The following is a 17,946-nucleotide window of genomic DNA, read 5'->3' on the forward strand; positions in this document are numbered from 1 at the left end:
CGCCTTTTTGAAAAAAGGCGGCACCCAGAAACTTTTATTCCCTTAAGACAATCCTTTACGCAATGCGCGCCAGAGCCGCTTTCAGCCGCACGCGCTCCGCCTGAAACGTCTCAAGGCGTTCGCGGTTCTCGGCCACGACTTCAGGCTTGGCCCGGGCCACGAAATCGGCGTTGCCCAGCTTGCGCTCGACCTTGGCAATTTCGCCATCGACCTTGGTGCATTCCTTTTCCAGCCGCTGGCGTTCAACGGCAAGGTCAATGATCCCGGCAAGGGGAATGACCAGCGTAGCTTCATCCACCACCAACTGTGCAGCACCCTGCGGCATTTCACCTTCCAGCGGCTGCACTTCGGATACGCGCGCCATGCGCCCGATCGCTTCCGACCATTTGGCGGCCCGCGCCACGGTCACCGGCGATGCATCACGCAGCAGGACGGGGGCCAGACGGGACGGCGGCACGTTCATTTCCGACCGCACGGTACGGATCGCGCTGATGAAACGGATCAGCCATTCCATTTCCGCGCGCGCCTCGCCGGCCCCTTCCAGATGTTCGGGCTGCGGCCACGGTGCCGTAATCAGCGACCCTTCCGGCCCGAAACCGAAATGCTGCCACAGGCTGTCGGTCACGAACGGGGTGACGGGCTGCAGCAGGCGCATGATGGTGCCTAGCACATGGGCTGCCACCGCACGGGTTTCGACTGCTTCCGCCGTATCACCGGCGGCAAAGACCGGCTTGGCCAGTTCAAGGAACCAGTCACAGAAACAGTTCCAGACAAAGCGGTAGCATACGGCGGCGTATTCATCGAAACGGAAGGCTTCCAGCGCCTTTGTCGCATCTTCCACCGCCTGCGCCAGTTCCGCCAGGATCCAGCGGCCCAGCGGCGACTGCACGCTGTCCGGACGGAACCCCGCGACGGGTGCCACGCCATTCATTTCGCAAAAACGCGCGGCATTCCAGATCTTGGTGATGAAGGAACGGTATTCCTCCACCTTCCTGCGACCAAGTTTCACATCACGACCCAGACCGGTCAGCGAGCAGATGCAAAAGCGCATGGCATCCGCGCCATAGCTGTCGATCATTTCCAGCGGGTCGATGCCGTTGCCCTTGGACTTGGACATTTTCTGCCCACGTTCATCGCGCACCAGCCCATGGATGAACACCTGCCTGAAGGGTACGTCCTTCATGAAGTGCAGGCCCATCATCATCATCCGGGCGACCCAGAAGAAGATGATGTCAAAGCCGGTCACCAGCACGTCGGTCGGGTAATAGCGGGCCAGTTCCGGCGTCTGCTGTGGCCAGCCCAGCGTGGAAAACGGCCACAGCGCGGAGGAGAACCACGTATCCAGCACGTCCTCGTCCCGCGTCAGCGCCGTATCCTGCCCGTAATGGGCGCGGGCCTGCGTGGCGGCATCGGCTTCGTCATGGGCGACGAATACATGCCCGTCCGGGCCATACCATGCCGGGATGCGGTGGCCCCACCATAACTGGCGGCTGATGCACCATGGCTGGATGTCGCGCATCCAGGCATAGAAGGTGTTTTCCCACTGCCGGGGCACGAATTCGATCTTGCCGCTTTCCACCGCGTCAATCGCGGGACCGGCAAGGGTCTTGGCATCACAGTACCACTGCGTGGTCAGGCGGGGTTCGACCACTGCGCCGCTGCGTTCGGCATGGGGCACCTGATTGGTGTGCGGCTCGATCTTTTCCAGCCATTCAAGGCGTTCAAGTTCAGCCACCATCGCCTTGCGCGCTTCATCGCGCGGCATGCCTTCGAGCGTACGGACAAAGGCGGGATCAGCCAGACCGTCCTCGGCGCGCAGTTCGCCCTCGATTTCAGCAAGAGTAATGCGGGCTTCCTCATCCAGCACGCTGGGCATGTCCAGCTTGTGGCGGCGACCGACCTCGAAGTCGTTGAAGTCATGGGCGGGCGTGATCTTGACCGCGCCGCTGCCCTTGGTCGGGTCAGAATGTTCATCCGCAACGATAGGGATACGGCGGCCGGTCAGCGGCAGGATGACATTCTTGCCCACCAGGTCGGCAAAACGTGCATCTTCCGGGTGGACGGCCACGGCCATATCACCCAGCATGGTCTCGGGCCGGGTGGTGGCGACCGTGATGGTGCGGCCCGGCTGCCCCTCGACGGGATAGCGGATATACCACAGGTTGCCGCGCGTTTCCCGGTTATCAACTTCCAGATCCGAAATGGCGGAACGGAAGGCGGGGTCCCAGTTGACCAGTCGGCGGTCACGGTAGATCAGCCCTTCGCGGTAAAGGGTGACGAACACTTCCTTCACCGCATCGGACAGGCCATCATCCATGGTGAAGCGTTCACGCGGCCAGTCCAGCGACCCGCCGAGGCGGCGCAACTGCCTTGTAATGCCGCCGCCGGATTCGGCCTTCCATTCCCACACGCGTTCGACAAAGGCGTCACGGCCCATTTCCTGGCGGGACGTGCCTTCCTTCTGCAGCATGCGTTCGACCACCAGTTGGGTCGCGATGCCCGCGTGGTCGGTGCCCGGCTGCCACAGCGTGTCGCGCCCCTGCATGCGCCGCCAGCGGATCAGCGTATCCTGCAGGGTCATGGTCAGGGCATGGCCAATATGCAGCGTGCCCGTGACGTTGGGCGGCGGAATCATGATGGTATAGGGCTTGGCCACACTACTCGGCTGTGCGCTGAACGCACCACTGGCCTCCCACAGGGCATAGAGGGAAGTTTCTGTCCCGTCGGGGGAGAACGACTTGTCAAGCATCACGAAAAACCAGATCCACCATAATCAGACGCAGGGCAGGACAACGCGCCCGGCCAAGGGCAGATATACCCCAAACCGGCGCGAAGGGAACGCTGCGCATGTAATCTTTATCCGCCCCATGCCTATCCGCCCTGACCAGCCACCGCCGCGGTCATGCGCAGGCCATGCCGTTTTGTGCCGGACAGGGTCGGTATCGCGTCAGCGCCCCGGCTGGCTGGTGGCATAATCGCTGATACCCCACAGCCGGTCATGCACGGCGCGGTAATAGGCCTGTTCATCATAGAGCGGCACATCAAGGCTGAGGTCACGCGCGGTCAGCCGCCCGATGGCCGCCGTGGCCTGATAGGAGGACTGTACGAGGTTACCCGCGCTGCGCACCAGCGCGATCTGCGCCTGAAGCAGGGTTTCCTGCTGCTGCAGCACCGCAAGGGTGGTGGTGGTGCCCACAATGACCTGGCGCTGCATGCCGTGCAGGGCGGCGGCATCAGCGGCGACGGCTTCGCGGTTGCTGTCGATCGCTTCCCGGTTGGCCTGCATGCGCTGCCAGCTGGCCGCTGCCAGCTGGATCGCGGCACGGCGGCGCACGTCCACCGTGCGGGCGGCTTCGGCGGCCTGCTGCCGGGCCATGCGCACGGCGGCATATTCGCCCCCACCCTGATAAAGTGGCATTGAGGCGCTGACGAGCGCGTATTTATTATTGCTCAATGAACGCCCATCCTCCTGATTGATGGCGTGGGAGTAGGCTGCTTCGGCATTGACCGTGGGCATAAGGGCGGCAAAGGCCACGCCTGTCGCATCCTTTTTCGCGGCCTCGTCAAACAGCGCGCTGATGACGTCGGGATTGTTCTGCACCGCCTGCGTCATGGCGTCCTGTTCCGTATGCAGGGGCAGGACCAGTGGCTGGGGCGGCGTCAGGTCATCAGGCGCGTCACAGCCGACCACCTGCCGGTAGGTCGCGCGATCCGCCTGCAACGTGCCTTCGGCCAGTTGCCGGACCGCGCGCGCATTGGCCAGCGCGCCCTGCGCCTGCGCCACATCGGTATGGGTGATCTCGCCGCCATGCGCGCGCAGCCCGGTTGCATGCAACTGGGCGGCGTAGACCTGTTCATTATTGATGTCGATGCTCAGGATCTGTTCATCTTCCACCACGTTGATGTAGGCGCTGACCACATCGGAAAAGACCTGCTGTTCCGCCGCGATCAGGCGCGCACGTTCCGCCATGACGGCATGCCGCGCCTTGTGCGTGTTTGCCGTCGTCCTGCCACCGCTATAGATCGGCTGCGAGATACTGACTCCGCCGGAATAACCGGGACTGTCATACCGGCGCATATACCCGCCGGTTTCCCCCGCGACCGGGGCCATGCGCATCAGCCCCGAATAATAGGACATGTTGGCGCTGCCGGTAATGGTGGGGCGCCACCCGCCCAGTGCCTGCGGGACCTGTTCATCCGTTGCCCGCAGGGATGCCCGTTCCTGTCGCAGCACGGGATTGGTCAGGTAGGCCATGGCCAGTGCGGCCTTGAGGGTATGGGGCGTATCCTGTTCCCCCGTCTGCGGCATCGGCACGCGCGCCAGCGCCGTGCCACAGCACAGGATTGCCGCACTGCCCGCCCCGATTGCCCAGTTTCCCCGCATTCCCGTCCCCGCCCTGATATGCCATGCGCGAACATGCCGTTCGCATGCCCTGTTTACGGGCAGGATATTGCGCAGGCGTTAACCGGGGCCGGGCCGCCGCGCCATCAGAAGACGAAGGCGGGGGCCGGTTCCAGTTCCGGCAGCAGCGGCACCGCGACATCAAACAGGGGCTGCACCGCGCTGCCCTGTGCCGTGCGCACGACACGACTGACGGATGTCACCCCCGAATCAGCGCAGACCGGTGCGATCACCCGTCCGGCCTGCGTCAGCTGCCCCAGCACCGCCGGGGGCACGGCGCGCACTGCCCCGTCAATCATGATCAGGTCGTACGGCCCGTGATCCGGCGCGCCATGAACCAGCGCGCCCTCGCGCCAGTGTACGTCGGGCGCCCATGTGAAACACAGCGCCCGGCCGATGTCCGCCAGCCGCCGTTCCGATTCGAGGGCCGTCACCTCCAGCGCCTCCCCCATCGTGGCCAGCAGGGCTGCCAGATATCCGGTCCCTGTCCCCACCACCAGCACGCGTTCCCCCCGCACGGGTTCGGCAACCTGCAGCATGCGTCCCGTCACACGCGGTTCGGTCAGGTAGCGCCCTTCCCCCAACGGCAGGTTCTGGTCGGCATAGGCAAAGGCACGCAGGGCCTCGGGCACCGCCTGTTCACGCGGCAGCGCGCGCATGGCCGCGATGACATGGGGATTGCTGACCTGCGCGGGACGGATCTGGGCATCAACCATGCGCTGGCGGGCCGCACCAAAATCGAGAGGCACATAATCGGGGTCTGTCTTGTCCATAACGTTTCCTTGAAACATGCTGCCCTGACGGGAAAGGGGTCGGCCGCCCGGCCGGACGGGCAACATTTTCCCGGCTTTTTTCTATTTATGCGCCGCTTTTACACCGAAACAACGCCCCACCTGCACACAACGGCTTGACCTGAGGCACATTTCAGCGGATATAGCGCCAGAGCCGCTGAGGTCTGGTGGCAGAATGGTGATGCAGCGGACTGCAAATCCGCGTACGTGGGTTCGATTCCCGCCCAGACCTCCAAGCCTTCCCGCACAATGCGCGTTCGTGGCTGCAATCCCTTGAAATCCGACATATATCCGTCATTCAATGGCATGGAAATACGCGTCCTGTTCCACAGGATGGGGGTATTTCCGGGGGCATCAATCCGGGTCGATACCGCCGTGGGGCGCGTACTGCCCGACATGTCCCTGTATCGTCATTGACCGGTTCCTTCCCGTGACCGGTCATGCCATGTTCAGGCCATGAAACCGACCCTGCTGATCAGTGGCTGTCTGTCTGGCCAACCCGTCAGGTATGATGGCACCGCGCGAACCCTGATGCAGGACAGCCTGGCGCGCTGGCAGGCGGAGGGGCGGGTCATCGCCTTCTGTCCCGAAACCGCCGCCGGCCTGCCGACACCCCGGCCACCCGCCGAAATCATCCGGGGGCGGGACGGCACCGCCGTTCTGGACGGATCGGGCCGCGTATGTGAAGCGGACGGCCATGATGTGTCCGCCCCCTTTCTGGACGGCGCGTACCGGGCGCTGGATCTGGCACGACGCCATGGCTGCCGGTTTGCATTATTGATGGACGGCAGCCCTTCATGCGGCAGCAGCTTCATTTATGATGGCCAGTTCACGGGCACACGGCATGCAGGACAGGGCGTGACGGCGGCATTGCTGCGCCGTAATGGCATTGCAGTCTACGCGCCAGCCCGGTTTTCCTGCCTTGAAACCCTAATGGACTGAACGGTGCCCCCGACAGGGATGCCCTGCAGCAATACGATCACCTGATTATGGACGGGGGTATGGAACAGATGCGGATTCCCCTTGTCCCCTCCCACCGGACGATGTGGAACGATAGACGGTCGGACCGTTTCCCAATTACGCGCAGCCCCCACAGGCTTTCTGCAAAGTCACGCCGGTCAGCACGATCTGTCCGTGCATGAGGGGCGGACTGTTACCCTATCGGGTCCCTGTACCCTGCTGCGCCACCCTGTCTGACGATCGCGCAGCCTGCACCAATGCCGCGATGCCCGGCGTGATATCAGGCAGCAGGTCACCCGCGGGCTGGGGGCTGGTCCTGACCGCCAGCATGGAAGCGGATGCAACAAACTGGCCCCGCGCCATGGCAAGTGCGGCTTCAGCCTGTTCACGCCAGCCGGTCGCAGGTGCGTTCATGGCATCCAGCCCCGCCTGCGCCAGTCGCGCCAGCAGGGCCGATGCGGGCAGCACCTCCGCAACGGCAGGATCGCGTTGCGCCAGCAGCCGCAGGCAGGCTTCATTATCGCGCCAGTTTTCCAGCCGGGCGCGCAGGCCTGGCGCCAGATCTTTGTGTCCCGCAAGATAGGATAGCACGTCACGGTAAAAAATCGCGGCCTGCGTATTGTCCGTCGCCGCGATATCGGCGGCACGGTCCAGCGGGCGCGGATCGGCGGTGGGGACAACACGGCTGGGACCAAATACGCGGTTATGGGCGTAATTACGCACCGGACTGGTGACGGACAGCAGGGTTGCCAGCGGCGTTACGTCATCGGGGGCCAGTCGCGCCATCATGCGCGCCCGGTCGGCTGTCGCGCGATTGCCCAGCAGTTCCAGTTCCGCCTGAACAACCGGCAGGCGCGCGGCAAGGCTGGCTGCATCACGCACGCTGGCTGGTGACCAGAACCGCTCCGCCAGTGCTGCCGCCCGGGGCCACAGGCGGTTGTCGAGCATTTCTTCCGTCACGATTTCCGTCCACAGGGCGGTCTCCGCCCCCATGACGCGGGCATCCTGTGCGGACGTCATGCGCGCTGCGGGATCCAGTGCAAAGGGTTCGAGGAAAGATGCATGGGCCTGCGCCACCTGATCGGGCGGCAGGCCATTGCCCTGCGGGTCCAGCGGATCAACCCGGTAATGTTCGGCCGCAGGCAACAGCAGATCAAGATAATACCCCGATGACACCACGACCGGATGCCCCGCCAGCGTGGCCGCTGCCGTATAACGTGACCCGCGCCACGGCTCGATCACGATGCCGGCGGGTATCGGGGCGTCCAGCAGTTCGTCCCAGCCCATCATGATCTTGCCATCGCGCGCCAGCATGTCATGCACACGTTGCGTATACATGGCCTGCAGGGCGGCGGTGGTATAGCCATGCTGCTGCATCCAGGCGTTTATATGCGGGTTTCCCGTCCATTCATCGGGCCGGACCTCATCACCACCCACATGAAAATAGGCATCGGGAAACAGTCCCGCCATTTCATGGTACAGCCCGGCGATAAAGTCACGGGCCTGCAGACTGGTCGGGTCAATCGCGGCCCGGACCACCCGTTTCGGGTCCATGGGCGTGGTCACGGGCTGGGCCGCATATTGTGGATAGGCCAGCAGCAGCGCGTAGCTATGCCCCGGCGTATCGAATTCCGGCACGATGCGGATCCCCCGCTGCGCCGCATAGGCCACCAGTTCACGCACCTGCTGCTGCGTATAATACTGCCCGTGGGACGCCACCTGCTGCAGGCGGGGATACAGCCTGCTTTCCACCCGGAAGCCCTGCCCGTCCGACAGATGCAGGTGCAGTACGTTCAGTTTTGTCAGTTCCATCATGTCCAGCTGGCGCTTCAGCGCGTTAAGGGACATGAAATGCCGGCTGACATCCACCAGCAGGCCCCGCCATGCAAAACGCGGGGCGTCATCGATCTCGACCGCGTCCAGCACCGGCCCCGTCTCCCGCCGTTCCACCAGTTGCAGCAGCGTCGCCAGACCACGCAGCACGCCCGCCGGGCCATTAGCTTCCAGCGTCGCGCCCTGCGCATCAGTCCGCAGGCTGTAGTGTTCCTGCATGTGGATGGACAGCATATCCGCATCCGGTGCCAGGCAATGGATACGCAGGATCAGCCCCGGCTGGCCGTCCGGTGCGACGGCACGCGCGGACAGGGCGGCAAGACGCTGCGTGAAACGCTCCACCGCATGGTCCAGCAAGACGGATCGCATCCCCTGCCATTCCACCGCAACGCCTCCGGTCAGTGGCATTGCATCGGGCTGGAGGTGATAGCTCCGAGGCTGCGGCATCAGCGCCGGTTCCGCCACCGCCACGGGCATATTATACGCACATATGCCCACCATGAATACGAACGACAGACCAGACCGGAAACGACGGATATCGGGCATGGCGGCATTATTTTCCGTAAAAGAGCGTTTCAGAATGACATATTTATAAATAATGAAAGCTTTTGCGTGCCACTTTTTCCAAAAAGACGGCGTTTACCAAAGCTTTTTGAAAAAAGCTTCACCAGAAAATTTCTTATGATATGCGGGACGTTTCACAGACGACCCGTCACGCTGCTCCATTATCGCCCATCCCCCAGGTCCGGATTTGACCGACCCGCACGCCCCATCCACAGCGCGTATCCACCGATCATGCCATAGGCGGGCAGCATGATGCCCACAAAGGCAGGTTTCATGCCAACAACCGGAATCAGCCCGGCAAAAAGCTGCGGCATAAACGCCCCACCCGAAAACGCCATGACCAGCAGCGCCGTGGCGCGATACTGTCCTTTACCCGCCGCGTGCAGCACCAAGGGAAACAGGATCGGCATCATCATGGCATTGGCCAGCCCCAGCAGCGCCACGCACATGACCGACCCGACACCCGGCGTCATGGCCGCGACAAGACACAGCATCACCCCCAGGATAGTGGATGCCAGCAGATAGCGGACCATCGTACACCGGCCGGGCACCATGACCGTCCCGGCCACATAACCCGCAAGCATGGCCCCCAGTGTCAGCGAGGTCAGGAACCGCGCCTGCCCCAGCGAAATTCCCATCCCACGCCCGTAAACGCCAATGGCGTCCCCCGCCATGACCTCCACCCCCACATAGATGAACACCACACCAATCCCCAGCCATGCCCGCAGGGGCATGCGTCCGGAATGCGGCGTGGCGGCATCCCCATCAACCAGCCGGATATCAGGTAGACCCGCACGACGTAGCCCGAAGGCGACACACAGCAGCACAACCGCCATGCAGCGATAGGGCGCCACCACGGCATGCGCGAACGTGGCCAGCACAGCCGCACGCTGTCCCATGTCCACCACACCGGTCAGATGGGCCATGACACCGGCAATATCGTGCATGACCAGAACGGAAAATATTATTGGTGCGATAATACCAGATACCTTATTGGCGATCCCCATGGTCGCAATGCGCCGCGCCGCCCCCTGTGGCGGCCCCAACATAGTGACATACGGATTGACCGTGACCTGCAGCAGCGTCAGTCCCGCCCCCAGTACAGATAGCCCCGACAGCGCACCGGGATACCAGCGCTGGCCCACGCATTCCCCGAATACACATGTGCCTGCCGCCATGATGACAAGGGCCAGCACGATCCCGTCGCGCAGCCCCACGCGTCGCGCCAGCCCCATCGCGGGAAAGGCGCAGGCAAGATAGGACAGGTAAAAACACATCGGCACCAGGAATGCACCCACCGGGCCAAGGCTGAAGGCAACCTGCACGAAAGTGATCAAGGGTCCGTTCAGCCACGTGACAAAGCCGATGATGAAAAACAGCCCGGCCATGATGGCCAGTGGCCGCATGCCATGGACGCCGTCCGTTCCCGCCAAACGATACTGGGCCAAGTCTTTCCCCCCTTCTGTCGGGACGCCCCCCGTCCGCGTCCGGATTGTAATGGATACGCAACATCATACATGGAAATGACGGCCGCGAGGCCGCATATTTCGTGCCCGGTCATGACCTGCTATGCCGGGCATGACCCGCAACAGGACAGGCTTGGCCCCGCATGCGCCTGCATTCTCCATGGCATCCCTACCTGCCGCCTGGTGACACGCCCCCCGCCGAACGCCTGGCGGATGCACTGGCGGGTGACATAATGGGGGAAAAGCTGGATGCGGGGGACCGCCTGCCCGCGCACCGTGACCTTGCATGGCGACTGGGCATCGGGGTGGGCAGCGTAACCCGGGCCTATGCCATGCTGGAACGGCGCGGGCTGGTACGCAGCGTGCGCGGGCGCGGCATGTTCGTGGCCTCCCGCCCCGGTGGATCGGGGCATGTCATCGACCTGTCGGCCAACATGCCGCCACCCATGTTCGGCAATCGTGCGCTGGCCCGCACGCTGGGCCGCCTTGCCCATACGGTCGATCCGGCGCTGTTCAATGTCTATCCCCCCATCGCCGGCCATATCGAACACCGCCGGATCATGGGCCACTGGCTGGCGGAACTGGGGGTGGACATGCCGCCCGACCGCCTGCTGCTGACCAGCGGGGCGCAGCAGGCCCTGGGTGTAGCCGCAAGCGTATGCCGCAGGATCCGCACTGTCGCCATAACCGAAGAACTGGCCTATCCCGGCATGCTGTCGCTGCTGCGGCAGGCGGGATTTGCACCACACGGATTACCGATAGACCGTCACGGCCTGCTGCCCGAACCGCTTGATCGCGTGCTGGGCGCCCACGATCATGGTCAGGGCGTGCTGTATGTCACCCCCACCATGCACAACCCCACCACCGCCACCATGGACCACGCCCGCAGGCATGACATCGTACGGATATGCCGCAACCATGACGCCCTGATTATCGAAGACGACGTCTATGACTGCGCCCGCGATGACCGCTTGCCCCCGCTGGTGACGCTGGCGCCAGAGCGGACGTTTTATGTCAACAGCCTGTCCAAGACCCTCAGCCCGGGCCTGCGTATCGGAACACTTGCCCCTCCTGCCCGCTTCATGGCGGCGGCGGCAGATGCGCTGCTGAATTCATCACTCATGATCGCCCCCCTGTCCTATGCCATGATGGCGCAGTGGATGCTTGATGGCACCGCGACCTCCGTCCGACGCGCGCTACGGGGCGAGGCCGGGCGACGGCGCGAACTGGCCCTGCGTATTCTTGGCCCCGCCCTGACACCACCCGCCTATGACGCCTTTCACGCATGGATGCCCATGTCGATGGAACAGGCGGCGGATTTCGTGTCCGCAGCAGCGCGTGAAGACGTGCGGGTCACCCCCCTGAAGCCCTTTATAGCCGGGCCTGGCCCCTGCATGCGGGGCGGAATAAGGCTGTGCCTTGGCCCGGCTACCCTGCCCGACCTGACGGAGGCCCTGCGCCGCCTGCATCATGTGCACGCGGGGATGCAGCAATAGTGTCACGTGACACTTTCTTCGTGGAAGGAAAGTGTCACAGCAGCCTATCATTCAGGCAACACACACAAGCCGAGAACGGTCCATGACAGAACAGCCCATTACGGTCATCGCCACCATACGCGTCCGCCCCGACCATGAAAAAGTGGCGATCGCAGCCATCCATGACTGCGTGAAGGCATCCCGTCTGGAAAAAACCAACATTTCCTACCAATGCCATCGTGACGTGTCGGACCCCGAGGTTTTCGTGTTCGTGGAACGCTGGGCCAGCCCCGAAGCCCTGACCGAACATGAAACCACACCGCATTTCCGCGCGATGGCGGATGTGTTCAGGACCGCACTGGCCGAACCGCTGCATGTGCGCATCACACGTGAAATCTGATAGCGGGCCGCTTGGGCTGCTGGCGCGCCTCGCCATTGCGCTGTTCCTGTCGTACATGGCGGTGGCGCTGCCGCTGGCGGCCCTGCCGGTCGCCATCCTGCACTGGCCGGGTTATGGTAATGGCCTTGCGGGACTGGCGGTGGGCATTGCGTTCTTTTCCACCATTCTCAGCCGCAATCATGCCGGGGCCTTTGCCGACATCCGGGGCGGACGGCCGTGCATGCGCGCAGGGCTGGTACTGTATGTGGCGGCCAGCCTGATCTGCGTGCTGGCAGGCATGGGCAGCCTGTCCCATGCCGCGCGTTACGCCATCCTGATCATGGGACGGCTGCTGCTGGGGATCGGGGAAAGCCTGACCATCGTGGGCATGCTGGGCTGGGGTATCGGCCTTATGGGCCAGCAGCGCGCGGGACGGGTGCTGGCGTGGACGGGGGGCGCCATGTATGGCGCCTTTGCCGTGGGTGGCCCGATCGGGCTTGCGATATACGAACACTGGGGGCTGGGTGCCCTCATGGTGGTGTCTGCCCTGCTGCCGCTGGTGGGGCTGGCACTGGTGCACAATGTACCACCTTCGCAGCCGCATGCCGGGGGCAGGCCGCCGTTCTGGCGCATACTGGGCACCATCCGCTGGCAGGGCATTGCAGTGGCGTTGCAGGGGGTGGGATTTGCCGCCCTTGGGGCCTTCCTGCCGCTGCGCTTCCTGCATGCGCACTGGCCTTATGCCGGGCTGGGGCTGACCTGTTTCGGAGGGGCGTTCGTGGCCGGACGCATTGTATGCGGACACCTGCCTGACCGGATCGGCGGGCTGAGAGTCGCGCTGTTTTCCCTGTTGATCGAGGCGGCCGGGCAGTACCTGCTGTGGTGCGCGCCCACACCGCTGCTGGCGCTGGCGGGAGCCGTGCTGACCGGGGCCGGATGTTCCATGGTCTATCCCGCGCTTGGGGTGGAGGTCGTGCGGCTGGTTGCCCCGCACATGCGCGGCACGGCGCTGGGTGGGTTTGCCGCGTTTCAGGACCTGGCCTATGGCGCGACCGGGCCGCTGGCCGGCCTGCTGGCGGACCGTTACGGATATGGGGTCGTGTTTCTGGTCGGCGGGCTGTGCGCCACGGGGGCGGCCATCATCATCCTGACCCTGCTCAACGCCCGCCACGGGAGGAAACCCGCATGACGGCCCATTGCGTCTATATCCTTGGCACCTGTGACACCAAGCGCGCGGAACTGGCCTATATCCGCCAATGCCTGCATGCACGTGGGGTTACGGGGCTGATTGTGGATGTCAGCACACGCGGCACGCCTGCGGATGCGGATGTCAGCGCGCGCACGGTGGCCGCATGCCATCCCGATGGCGAAAGTGCTGTATTCCGCGGTGAACGCGGGCAATCGATTGCCGCCATGGCGGTTGCCCTGCGCCATTACCTGCTGGCGCGCACCGACATGGCGGGGGTAATGGCCATTGGCGGCTCTGGCGGCACGGCGCTGGTGGCCCCTGCGTTGCAGGCGCTGGCGCTGGGGCTGCCCAAGCTGGTTGTCTCCACCGTGGCATCGGGCAATACCGCGCCCTATGTCGGGGGATCGGATATCGCCATGCTGTATTCGGTCACCGATATGGAAGGGCTGAACCGCCTGTCACGCATCATCCTGTGCAACGCCGCCAATGCCATGGCCGGCATGGCGCAGGCCCCGTGCCATATCCCCCCTGACCCGCGTCCCGCCATTGGCCTGACCATGTTTGGCGTGACCACGCCGTGTGTCGATCATATTGTCCATGACCTGTCACGACGGTTTGACTGCCTGGTGTTCCATGCCACCGGCACCGGTGGGCGTGCGATGGAACGGCTGGCGGATGACGGGGTCATACGCGGCTTCATTGACGTGACACTGACCGAGTTCTGCGATCTGGTGGCCGGCGGTATTTTCCCATGCGACACGGACCGTCTGGGTGCCGTCATCCGCACGCAATACCCGTATGTGGGTAGTTGCGGCGGGCTGGACATGGTCAATTTCGGCGCACGCGCCACAGTGCCTGAACGGTATCGCGACCGTGTTTTTGTCGAACATAATCCCCAGATCACCCTCATGCGCACCAGCGTGGCGGAATGTCGCGCAATGGGCCACATGGTCGGCCACCAGCTGAACCGGTGCGAAGGCGAGGTCCGTTTCCTCTACCCAGAGGGCGGTTTTTCCATCCTCGACCAGCCCGGCGCGCCATTTCACGACCCGGTGGCGGATGAAGCCTTTTATGCCGCCCTGTCCGAAACACTGGACCAGACACCGCGCCGTCGGCTGATCCGCCTGCCCCATGCGATCAACGACCCGGCCTTTGCCGATGCGCTTGCGCATGAATTTTCCCGTATTTTCATGAAGGATACAGACAATGCCCAGCATTCCCCGCAGTGAGATCCTTGCCCGATTCCGCACCATGATCGCCGCACGCAAGCCCATCGTGGGTGGTGGTGCCGGCACCGGTCTGTCCGCCAAGTGCGAGGCGGCGGGCGGCATCGACCTGATCGTGATCTATAACTCCGGCCGGTACCGCATGGCGGGCCGAGGGTCGCTGGCGGGGCTGCTGGCCTATGGCAACGCCAACCAGATCGTCATGGACATGGCGCGCGAGGTCCTGCCTGTCGTGCCTGATACGCCAGTACTGGCGGGGGTGAATGGCACCGACCCATTCGTGGATTTCGATGTGTTTCTTGATGATGTCAAACGCGTCGGTTTTTCTGGCATCCAGAACTTCCCCACCGTGGGGCTGATTGACGGCAATTTCCGCAAGAACCTTGAGGAAACCGGCATGAGCTACAGCATGGAGGTGGATGTGGTCGCCCGCGCCAACCACAAAGACCTTCTGACCACGCCCTATGTATTCGACCCGGCCAATGCCGTGGACATGGCAAAGGCGGGTGCTGACGTGCTGGTGGCCCATATGGGGCTGACGACCGGCGGGGCGATCGGGGCGGAAACCGCGTTTACGCTGGATGACTGCATTGAACGCATCAATGCCATTACCGAAGCCGCGCGCAGCGTACGCCCTGATATTATCGCCCTGTGCCATGGCGGCCCGATTGCCATGCCGGCTGATGCGCAGAAAGTCCTGGCCGGTTGTCCGGACTGCCATGGCTTCTATGGCGCATCCAGCATGGAACGCCTGCCGGTTGAGGTTGCCCTGACCGAACAGACCCGCAACTTCAAGTCCCTGACCCGCTAAAAGAGTATCGCAAAACAGATGGAAGTTTTTGGGTGCCGCCTTTTTTCAAAAAGGCGGCGTTCCTTGCAGGTTTTGAAGAAAGCCTCACCAGAAGCTTCTCTTTACTGTCATTCTGGCGCCGCCCGCCACGGCTGCTGTTCCAGTGTGGGTGGCACGCCGGAGGGGGCGCACAGGCTGCGACCGAAGGATTGTCGTAGCGCACCCCCGTGCAATGGCAGCACCAATGTGGCCGGGGTGATGCAGTAACCCGGGTCAAACGCATTGCCTGACACCCAGCGCAGGGCGGTCCTGACCTGCCCGCCCGGACGCAGCATACCGTCTGGCACGGCCACGCCCTGTTGCCACCGAACCGGGATGGTATGGTGGTGCCCATCTTCAAACGATATCGGACCGGCCGATGCCAGCGAACAGGCCCGTGGACCCGTATTGCGCACCACAAGCCACATTCCGCCATGCATCATGCCATCAAACGCGCCCTGCCCATCATCCAGCACCATGGCTGCATGATGGAATGTGCAATCACGAACCGTATGGGCATGGGCATAGACCGGAAGGCAGGACAGACCGAGGGCGATACCCGGCACCATCCACCGCATCATGGTTCCGTGCCCTGCCGTGTCGTCGGATTCACGTCAAAACGCACGACATGACCGGTCGCGGGGTCAAGATGGCAGGACCATGTAAACGCCACCCAGCGCATGGGGCTGGTGACTGGCAGAAACTGACCGCGCCCTTTTATCAGGGCCGGACTGACCACGACCTGACTATCGGGACGATCATCCTGCAGGAAGAAGCGGTGTGGCTGCGCGCCCCTGCGGACCAGCACGGAACGTGCGGCGTCCTGACACAGGAATGTGGTCATCTGCCATGCCATGTCCTGCCCCATCACACCCGGACGTTCCCGGGCGGGAAGTGCGGTGATGCGCTGCGTGATGATCCGCCGTTCCGCAGGCGAAGGGGGCGCATTTTCCGTCGCCCATGCGTGACTGACCGGCCCCATGCAGACAGCCAGGCACAGGCTGCCCATGGCTACGGCACGATCCATGCGGCCCGAGGGCGTTGATCCGTGGGACATGATCATGATGATGCCTTTTTACCCGATGAGGTAGGTGTATCCGGCCGATATCCCGTGCGCGCCTGCCGCAATGTCACACCAGTCAGCATACGGGCGGCGTACCGCTTGGGCACCGTGATACGTTGCGCCAGATAGATCCCCGAATGCCCGGAACAGGCATAGGCCACGAAGCAACCCGTGGCAAAATAGACGATATCAGCCGCCCCGAACAGTTCAACCCCCATAAGCGTGCAGGCCAGCGGCGTATTGGCCGCACCGGCAAACACGGCCACGAACCCCACCGCCGCCATCAGGTCCACCGGTGCATGCAGCCAGGCGGACAGCGCATTGCCCAGACCGGCCCCAATGAAGAACAGGGGCGTGACCTCCCCGCCCTTGAAGCCCGCCGCCAGCACCGCGACGGTAAAAACCAGCTTCCACGCCCATGCCAGCGGATAATGCGCAGGCCCGAAGAAATCGAGGATAGACGCCCCCCCATTTCCCGGGGCGATAATCCCCAGCCCCAGATAATCGCGTGACCCGCATATCCATACCAGCGCGATGGTCACGACCCCACCAATGGCGGGACGCAGCCACGGCGTGGGGCAGACGCGGCGCAACACCGCCGCAACCCGGTGCACGGATTCCGCAAACAGCAGGCTGGCCAGGCCAAACGCCACGCCCGCTACAATCACCTTGGCCAGCAGGATGATGTCGGCATGGAAAAAACGCCCGTCCAGCCCGGCATAACCATGGAAGCCAAGGAGATAGGGTACATGCTCGATCCCCCATGCATGGCAGACCCAGTCCGCCATGGTGGCCGCAAGGATGACGGGAACCAGCGCGCCATATTCAATGCGCCCTACCCGCAGCACCTCCATGCCGAACACCGCCCCCGCCACCGGCGTGCCAAATACGGCGGCAAAGCCCGCGGCAATGCCAGATATCAGCAGGATACGGATTTCATGTGGGTCGCACAGACGGCATAACCGACCGATTGCACTGGCAATGCTGCCACCCATCTGCACCGCCGTGCCTTCCCGCCCGACCGATGCCCCGAACAGGTGACTGACAACCGTTCCCACCAGCACCAGTGGCGCCATGCGCAGGGGCACGCCACCGCCGGGTTCGTGAATCTGGTCTACGATCAGGTTATTGCCGCCCTCCGCGGTGCGGCCAAACCAGTGATAGAGCAGGCCAATTGCCACACCCGCCACCGGCAGGCCATACAGCAGCCACGGATGGGACAGCCGTATATCCGCCGCCCGATCCAGCAGCCACAGGAACGCGGCACATGCACTGCCGACACACGCTGACAGCCCGATTAGAAGAAACGCCCATTTCAGCAACACGACCGCCACACGGCAGCCATCGCGCATGATTACGTCAATATTCATTGATATTCGCCAGATCCGGCATTTTTTCATGGAAAAACAGGCTACTGTGGCCTGCATGCTGACATGATATCTATGGCCCTACACGGATTCCTCCCCTTGTTGCCGCAATGGCATTGGGTAGGAATCATCAGCCCCACGAAGGGAGCGGTTCGACCATCATGGTCTGGCAGAGTCCATTGCCGTGAATCCTTAAAAGCCCGGATCGCGGCCACGGTCAAGCATGATGGCGTGACCGCTACGTTTTCCCTGCCCGGGTTGCGGTCATGCATCATCCCTGACCGATCGGGCACATGATGGATCTGTGCCGCATACCATCAGCTTTCCGAACGTGTAAGGGACAGCTTCAAATGCAACCAGGGACGTTTTCCATGAAACTTGTCGCCAAAAGGATCCAAGGGT

At 63.3% G+C, this 17,946-nt stretch carries 14 protein-coding genes, 1 tRNA gene and 1 riboswitch; of the genes, 7 read left to right on the forward strand and 8 right to left on the reverse strand.

All coding sequences use genetic code 11. The features are described 5' to 3' along the window. Nucleotides 1-55: 55 nt before the first annotated feature. The 3 genes from AC1RQ9_RS08450 to AC1RQ9_RS08460 form a co-directional block, all read right to left on the reverse strand. Nucleotides 56-2,749 carry a valine--tRNA ligase gene (locus tag AC1RQ9_RS08450; protein ID WP_485986446.1) on the reverse strand — a complete coding sequence of 898 codons (2,694 nt, stop codon included), beginning with the start codon at nt 2,747-2,749 and terminating at the stop codon, nt 56-58. Between the two features lie 198 nt (nt 2,750-2,947). Beyond that, complete coding sequence (locus AC1RQ9_RS08455; RefSeq protein ID WP_485986422.1) at nt 2,948-4,384, reverse strand: TolC family outer membrane protein; 1,437 nt, start codon at nt 4,382-4,384, stop codon at nt 2,948-2,950. Nucleotides 4,385-4,488: 104 nt separating this feature from the next. Continuing rightward, nucleotides 4,489-5,175, reverse strand: coding sequence for a protein-L-isoaspartate O-methyltransferase family protein (locus tag AC1RQ9_RS08460; protein WP_485986424.1), 687 nt, complete (start codon nt 5,173-5,175; stop codon nt 4,489-4,491). Between the two features lie 179 nt (nt 5,176-5,354). Here AC1RQ9_RS08460 and AC1RQ9_RS08465 point away from each other — a divergent pair. After that, a tRNA-Cys gene (locus AC1RQ9_RS08465) sits at nt 5,355-5,428 on the forward strand. 221 nt (nt 5,429-5,649) lie between these two features. Next, entirely contained in the window at nt 5,650-6,135 is a 486-nt protein-coding gene (locus AC1RQ9_RS08470) for a 2-thiouracil desulfurase family protein (protein WP_193733868.1), read from the forward strand. A 216-nt stretch (nt 6,136-6,351) separates the two neighbouring features. Here the strand turns inward: AC1RQ9_RS08470 and AC1RQ9_RS08475 are convergent, their stop codons facing one another. Next, a complete protein-coding gene (locus AC1RQ9_RS08475) occupies nt 6,352-8,532 on the reverse strand; it encodes a beta-N-acetylhexosaminidase (protein ID WP_485986425.1) in 2,181 nt (726 codons plus the stop codon). Nucleotides 8,533-8,711: 179 nt separating this feature from the next. After that, complete coding sequence (gluP, locus tag AC1RQ9_RS08480) at nt 8,712-9,998, reverse strand: glucose/galactose MFS transporter (protein WP_485986426.1); 1,287 nt, start codon at nt 9,996-9,998, stop codon at nt 8,712-8,714. A 161-nt stretch (nt 9,999-10,159) separates the two neighbouring features. Here gluP and AC1RQ9_RS08485 point away from each other — a divergent pair, with 161 nt between their 5' ends. From AC1RQ9_RS08485 to AC1RQ9_RS08505, 5 genes are all read left to right on the forward strand, one after another. Continuing rightward, nucleotides 10,160-11,512 carry an aminotransferase-like domain-containing protein gene (locus AC1RQ9_RS08485; RefSeq protein ID WP_485986428.1) on the forward strand — a complete coding sequence of 451 codons (1,353 nt, stop codon included), beginning with the start codon at nt 10,160-10,162 and terminating at the stop codon, nt 11,510-11,512. An 82-nt stretch (nt 11,513-11,594) separates the two neighbouring features. After that, on the forward strand, nt 11,595-11,891 hold the full coding sequence (locus tag AC1RQ9_RS08490; RefSeq protein WP_485986430.1) for a putative quinol monooxygenase: 297 nt from the start codon (nt 11,595-11,597) through the stop codon (nt 11,889-11,891). Continuing rightward, on the forward strand, nt 11,866-13,059 hold the full coding sequence (locus tag AC1RQ9_RS08495) for an arabinose transporter (RefSeq protein ID WP_485986432.1): 1,194 nt from the start codon (nt 11,866-11,868) through the stop codon (nt 13,057-13,059). Before AC1RQ9_RS08490 ends, AC1RQ9_RS08495 begins: the two co-directional genes overlap by 26 nt. Beyond that, a complete protein-coding gene (locus tag AC1RQ9_RS08500; RefSeq protein ID WP_485986434.1) occupies nt 13,056-14,288 on the forward strand; it encodes a Tm-1-like ATP-binding domain-containing protein in 1,233 nt (410 codons plus the stop codon). The genes AC1RQ9_RS08495 and AC1RQ9_RS08500 overlap by 4 nt, the downstream gene beginning before the upstream one ends. Next, nucleotides 14,266-15,096 carry a phosphoenolpyruvate hydrolase family protein gene (locus AC1RQ9_RS08505; protein ID WP_485986436.1) on the forward strand — a complete coding sequence of 277 codons (831 nt, stop codon included), beginning with the start codon at nt 14,266-14,268 and terminating at the stop codon, nt 15,094-15,096. The genes AC1RQ9_RS08500 and AC1RQ9_RS08505 overlap by 23 nt, the downstream gene beginning before the upstream one ends. A gap of 107 nt (nt 15,097-15,203) precedes the next feature. Here the strand turns inward: AC1RQ9_RS08505 and AC1RQ9_RS08510 are convergent, their stop codons facing one another. Genes AC1RQ9_RS08510 through AC1RQ9_RS08520 form a run of 3 tightly spaced genes read right to left on the reverse strand, consistent with a single transcriptional unit; the run spans nt 15,204 to nt 17,547 of the window. Beyond that, on the reverse strand, nt 15,204-15,695 hold the full coding sequence (locus AC1RQ9_RS08510) for a DUF4232 domain-containing protein (RefSeq protein ID WP_485986438.1): 492 nt from the start codon (nt 15,693-15,695) through the stop codon (nt 15,204-15,206). Continuing rightward, nucleotides 15,692-16,171: a hypothetical protein gene (locus AC1RQ9_RS08515; RefSeq protein WP_227672800.1), complete on the reverse strand. Its 480-nt coding sequence runs from the start codon at nt 16,169-16,171 to the stop codon at nt 15,692-15,694. Before AC1RQ9_RS08515 ends, AC1RQ9_RS08510 begins: the two co-directional genes overlap by 4 nt. Nucleotides 16,172-16,173: 2 nt before the next feature. Further along, complete coding sequence (locus tag AC1RQ9_RS08520) at nt 16,174-17,547, reverse strand: voltage-gated chloride channel family protein (protein WP_485986440.1); 1,374 nt, start codon at nt 17,545-17,547, stop codon at nt 16,174-16,176. 111 nt (nt 17,548-17,658) lie between these two features. Continuing rightward, a riboswitch (Fluoride riboswitch) is annotated at nt 17,659-17,737 on the reverse strand. Between the last annotated feature and the right edge of the window lie 209 nt (nt 17,738-17,946).

It is taken from the genome of Komagataeibacter ossonobensis (assembly GCF_057359305.1).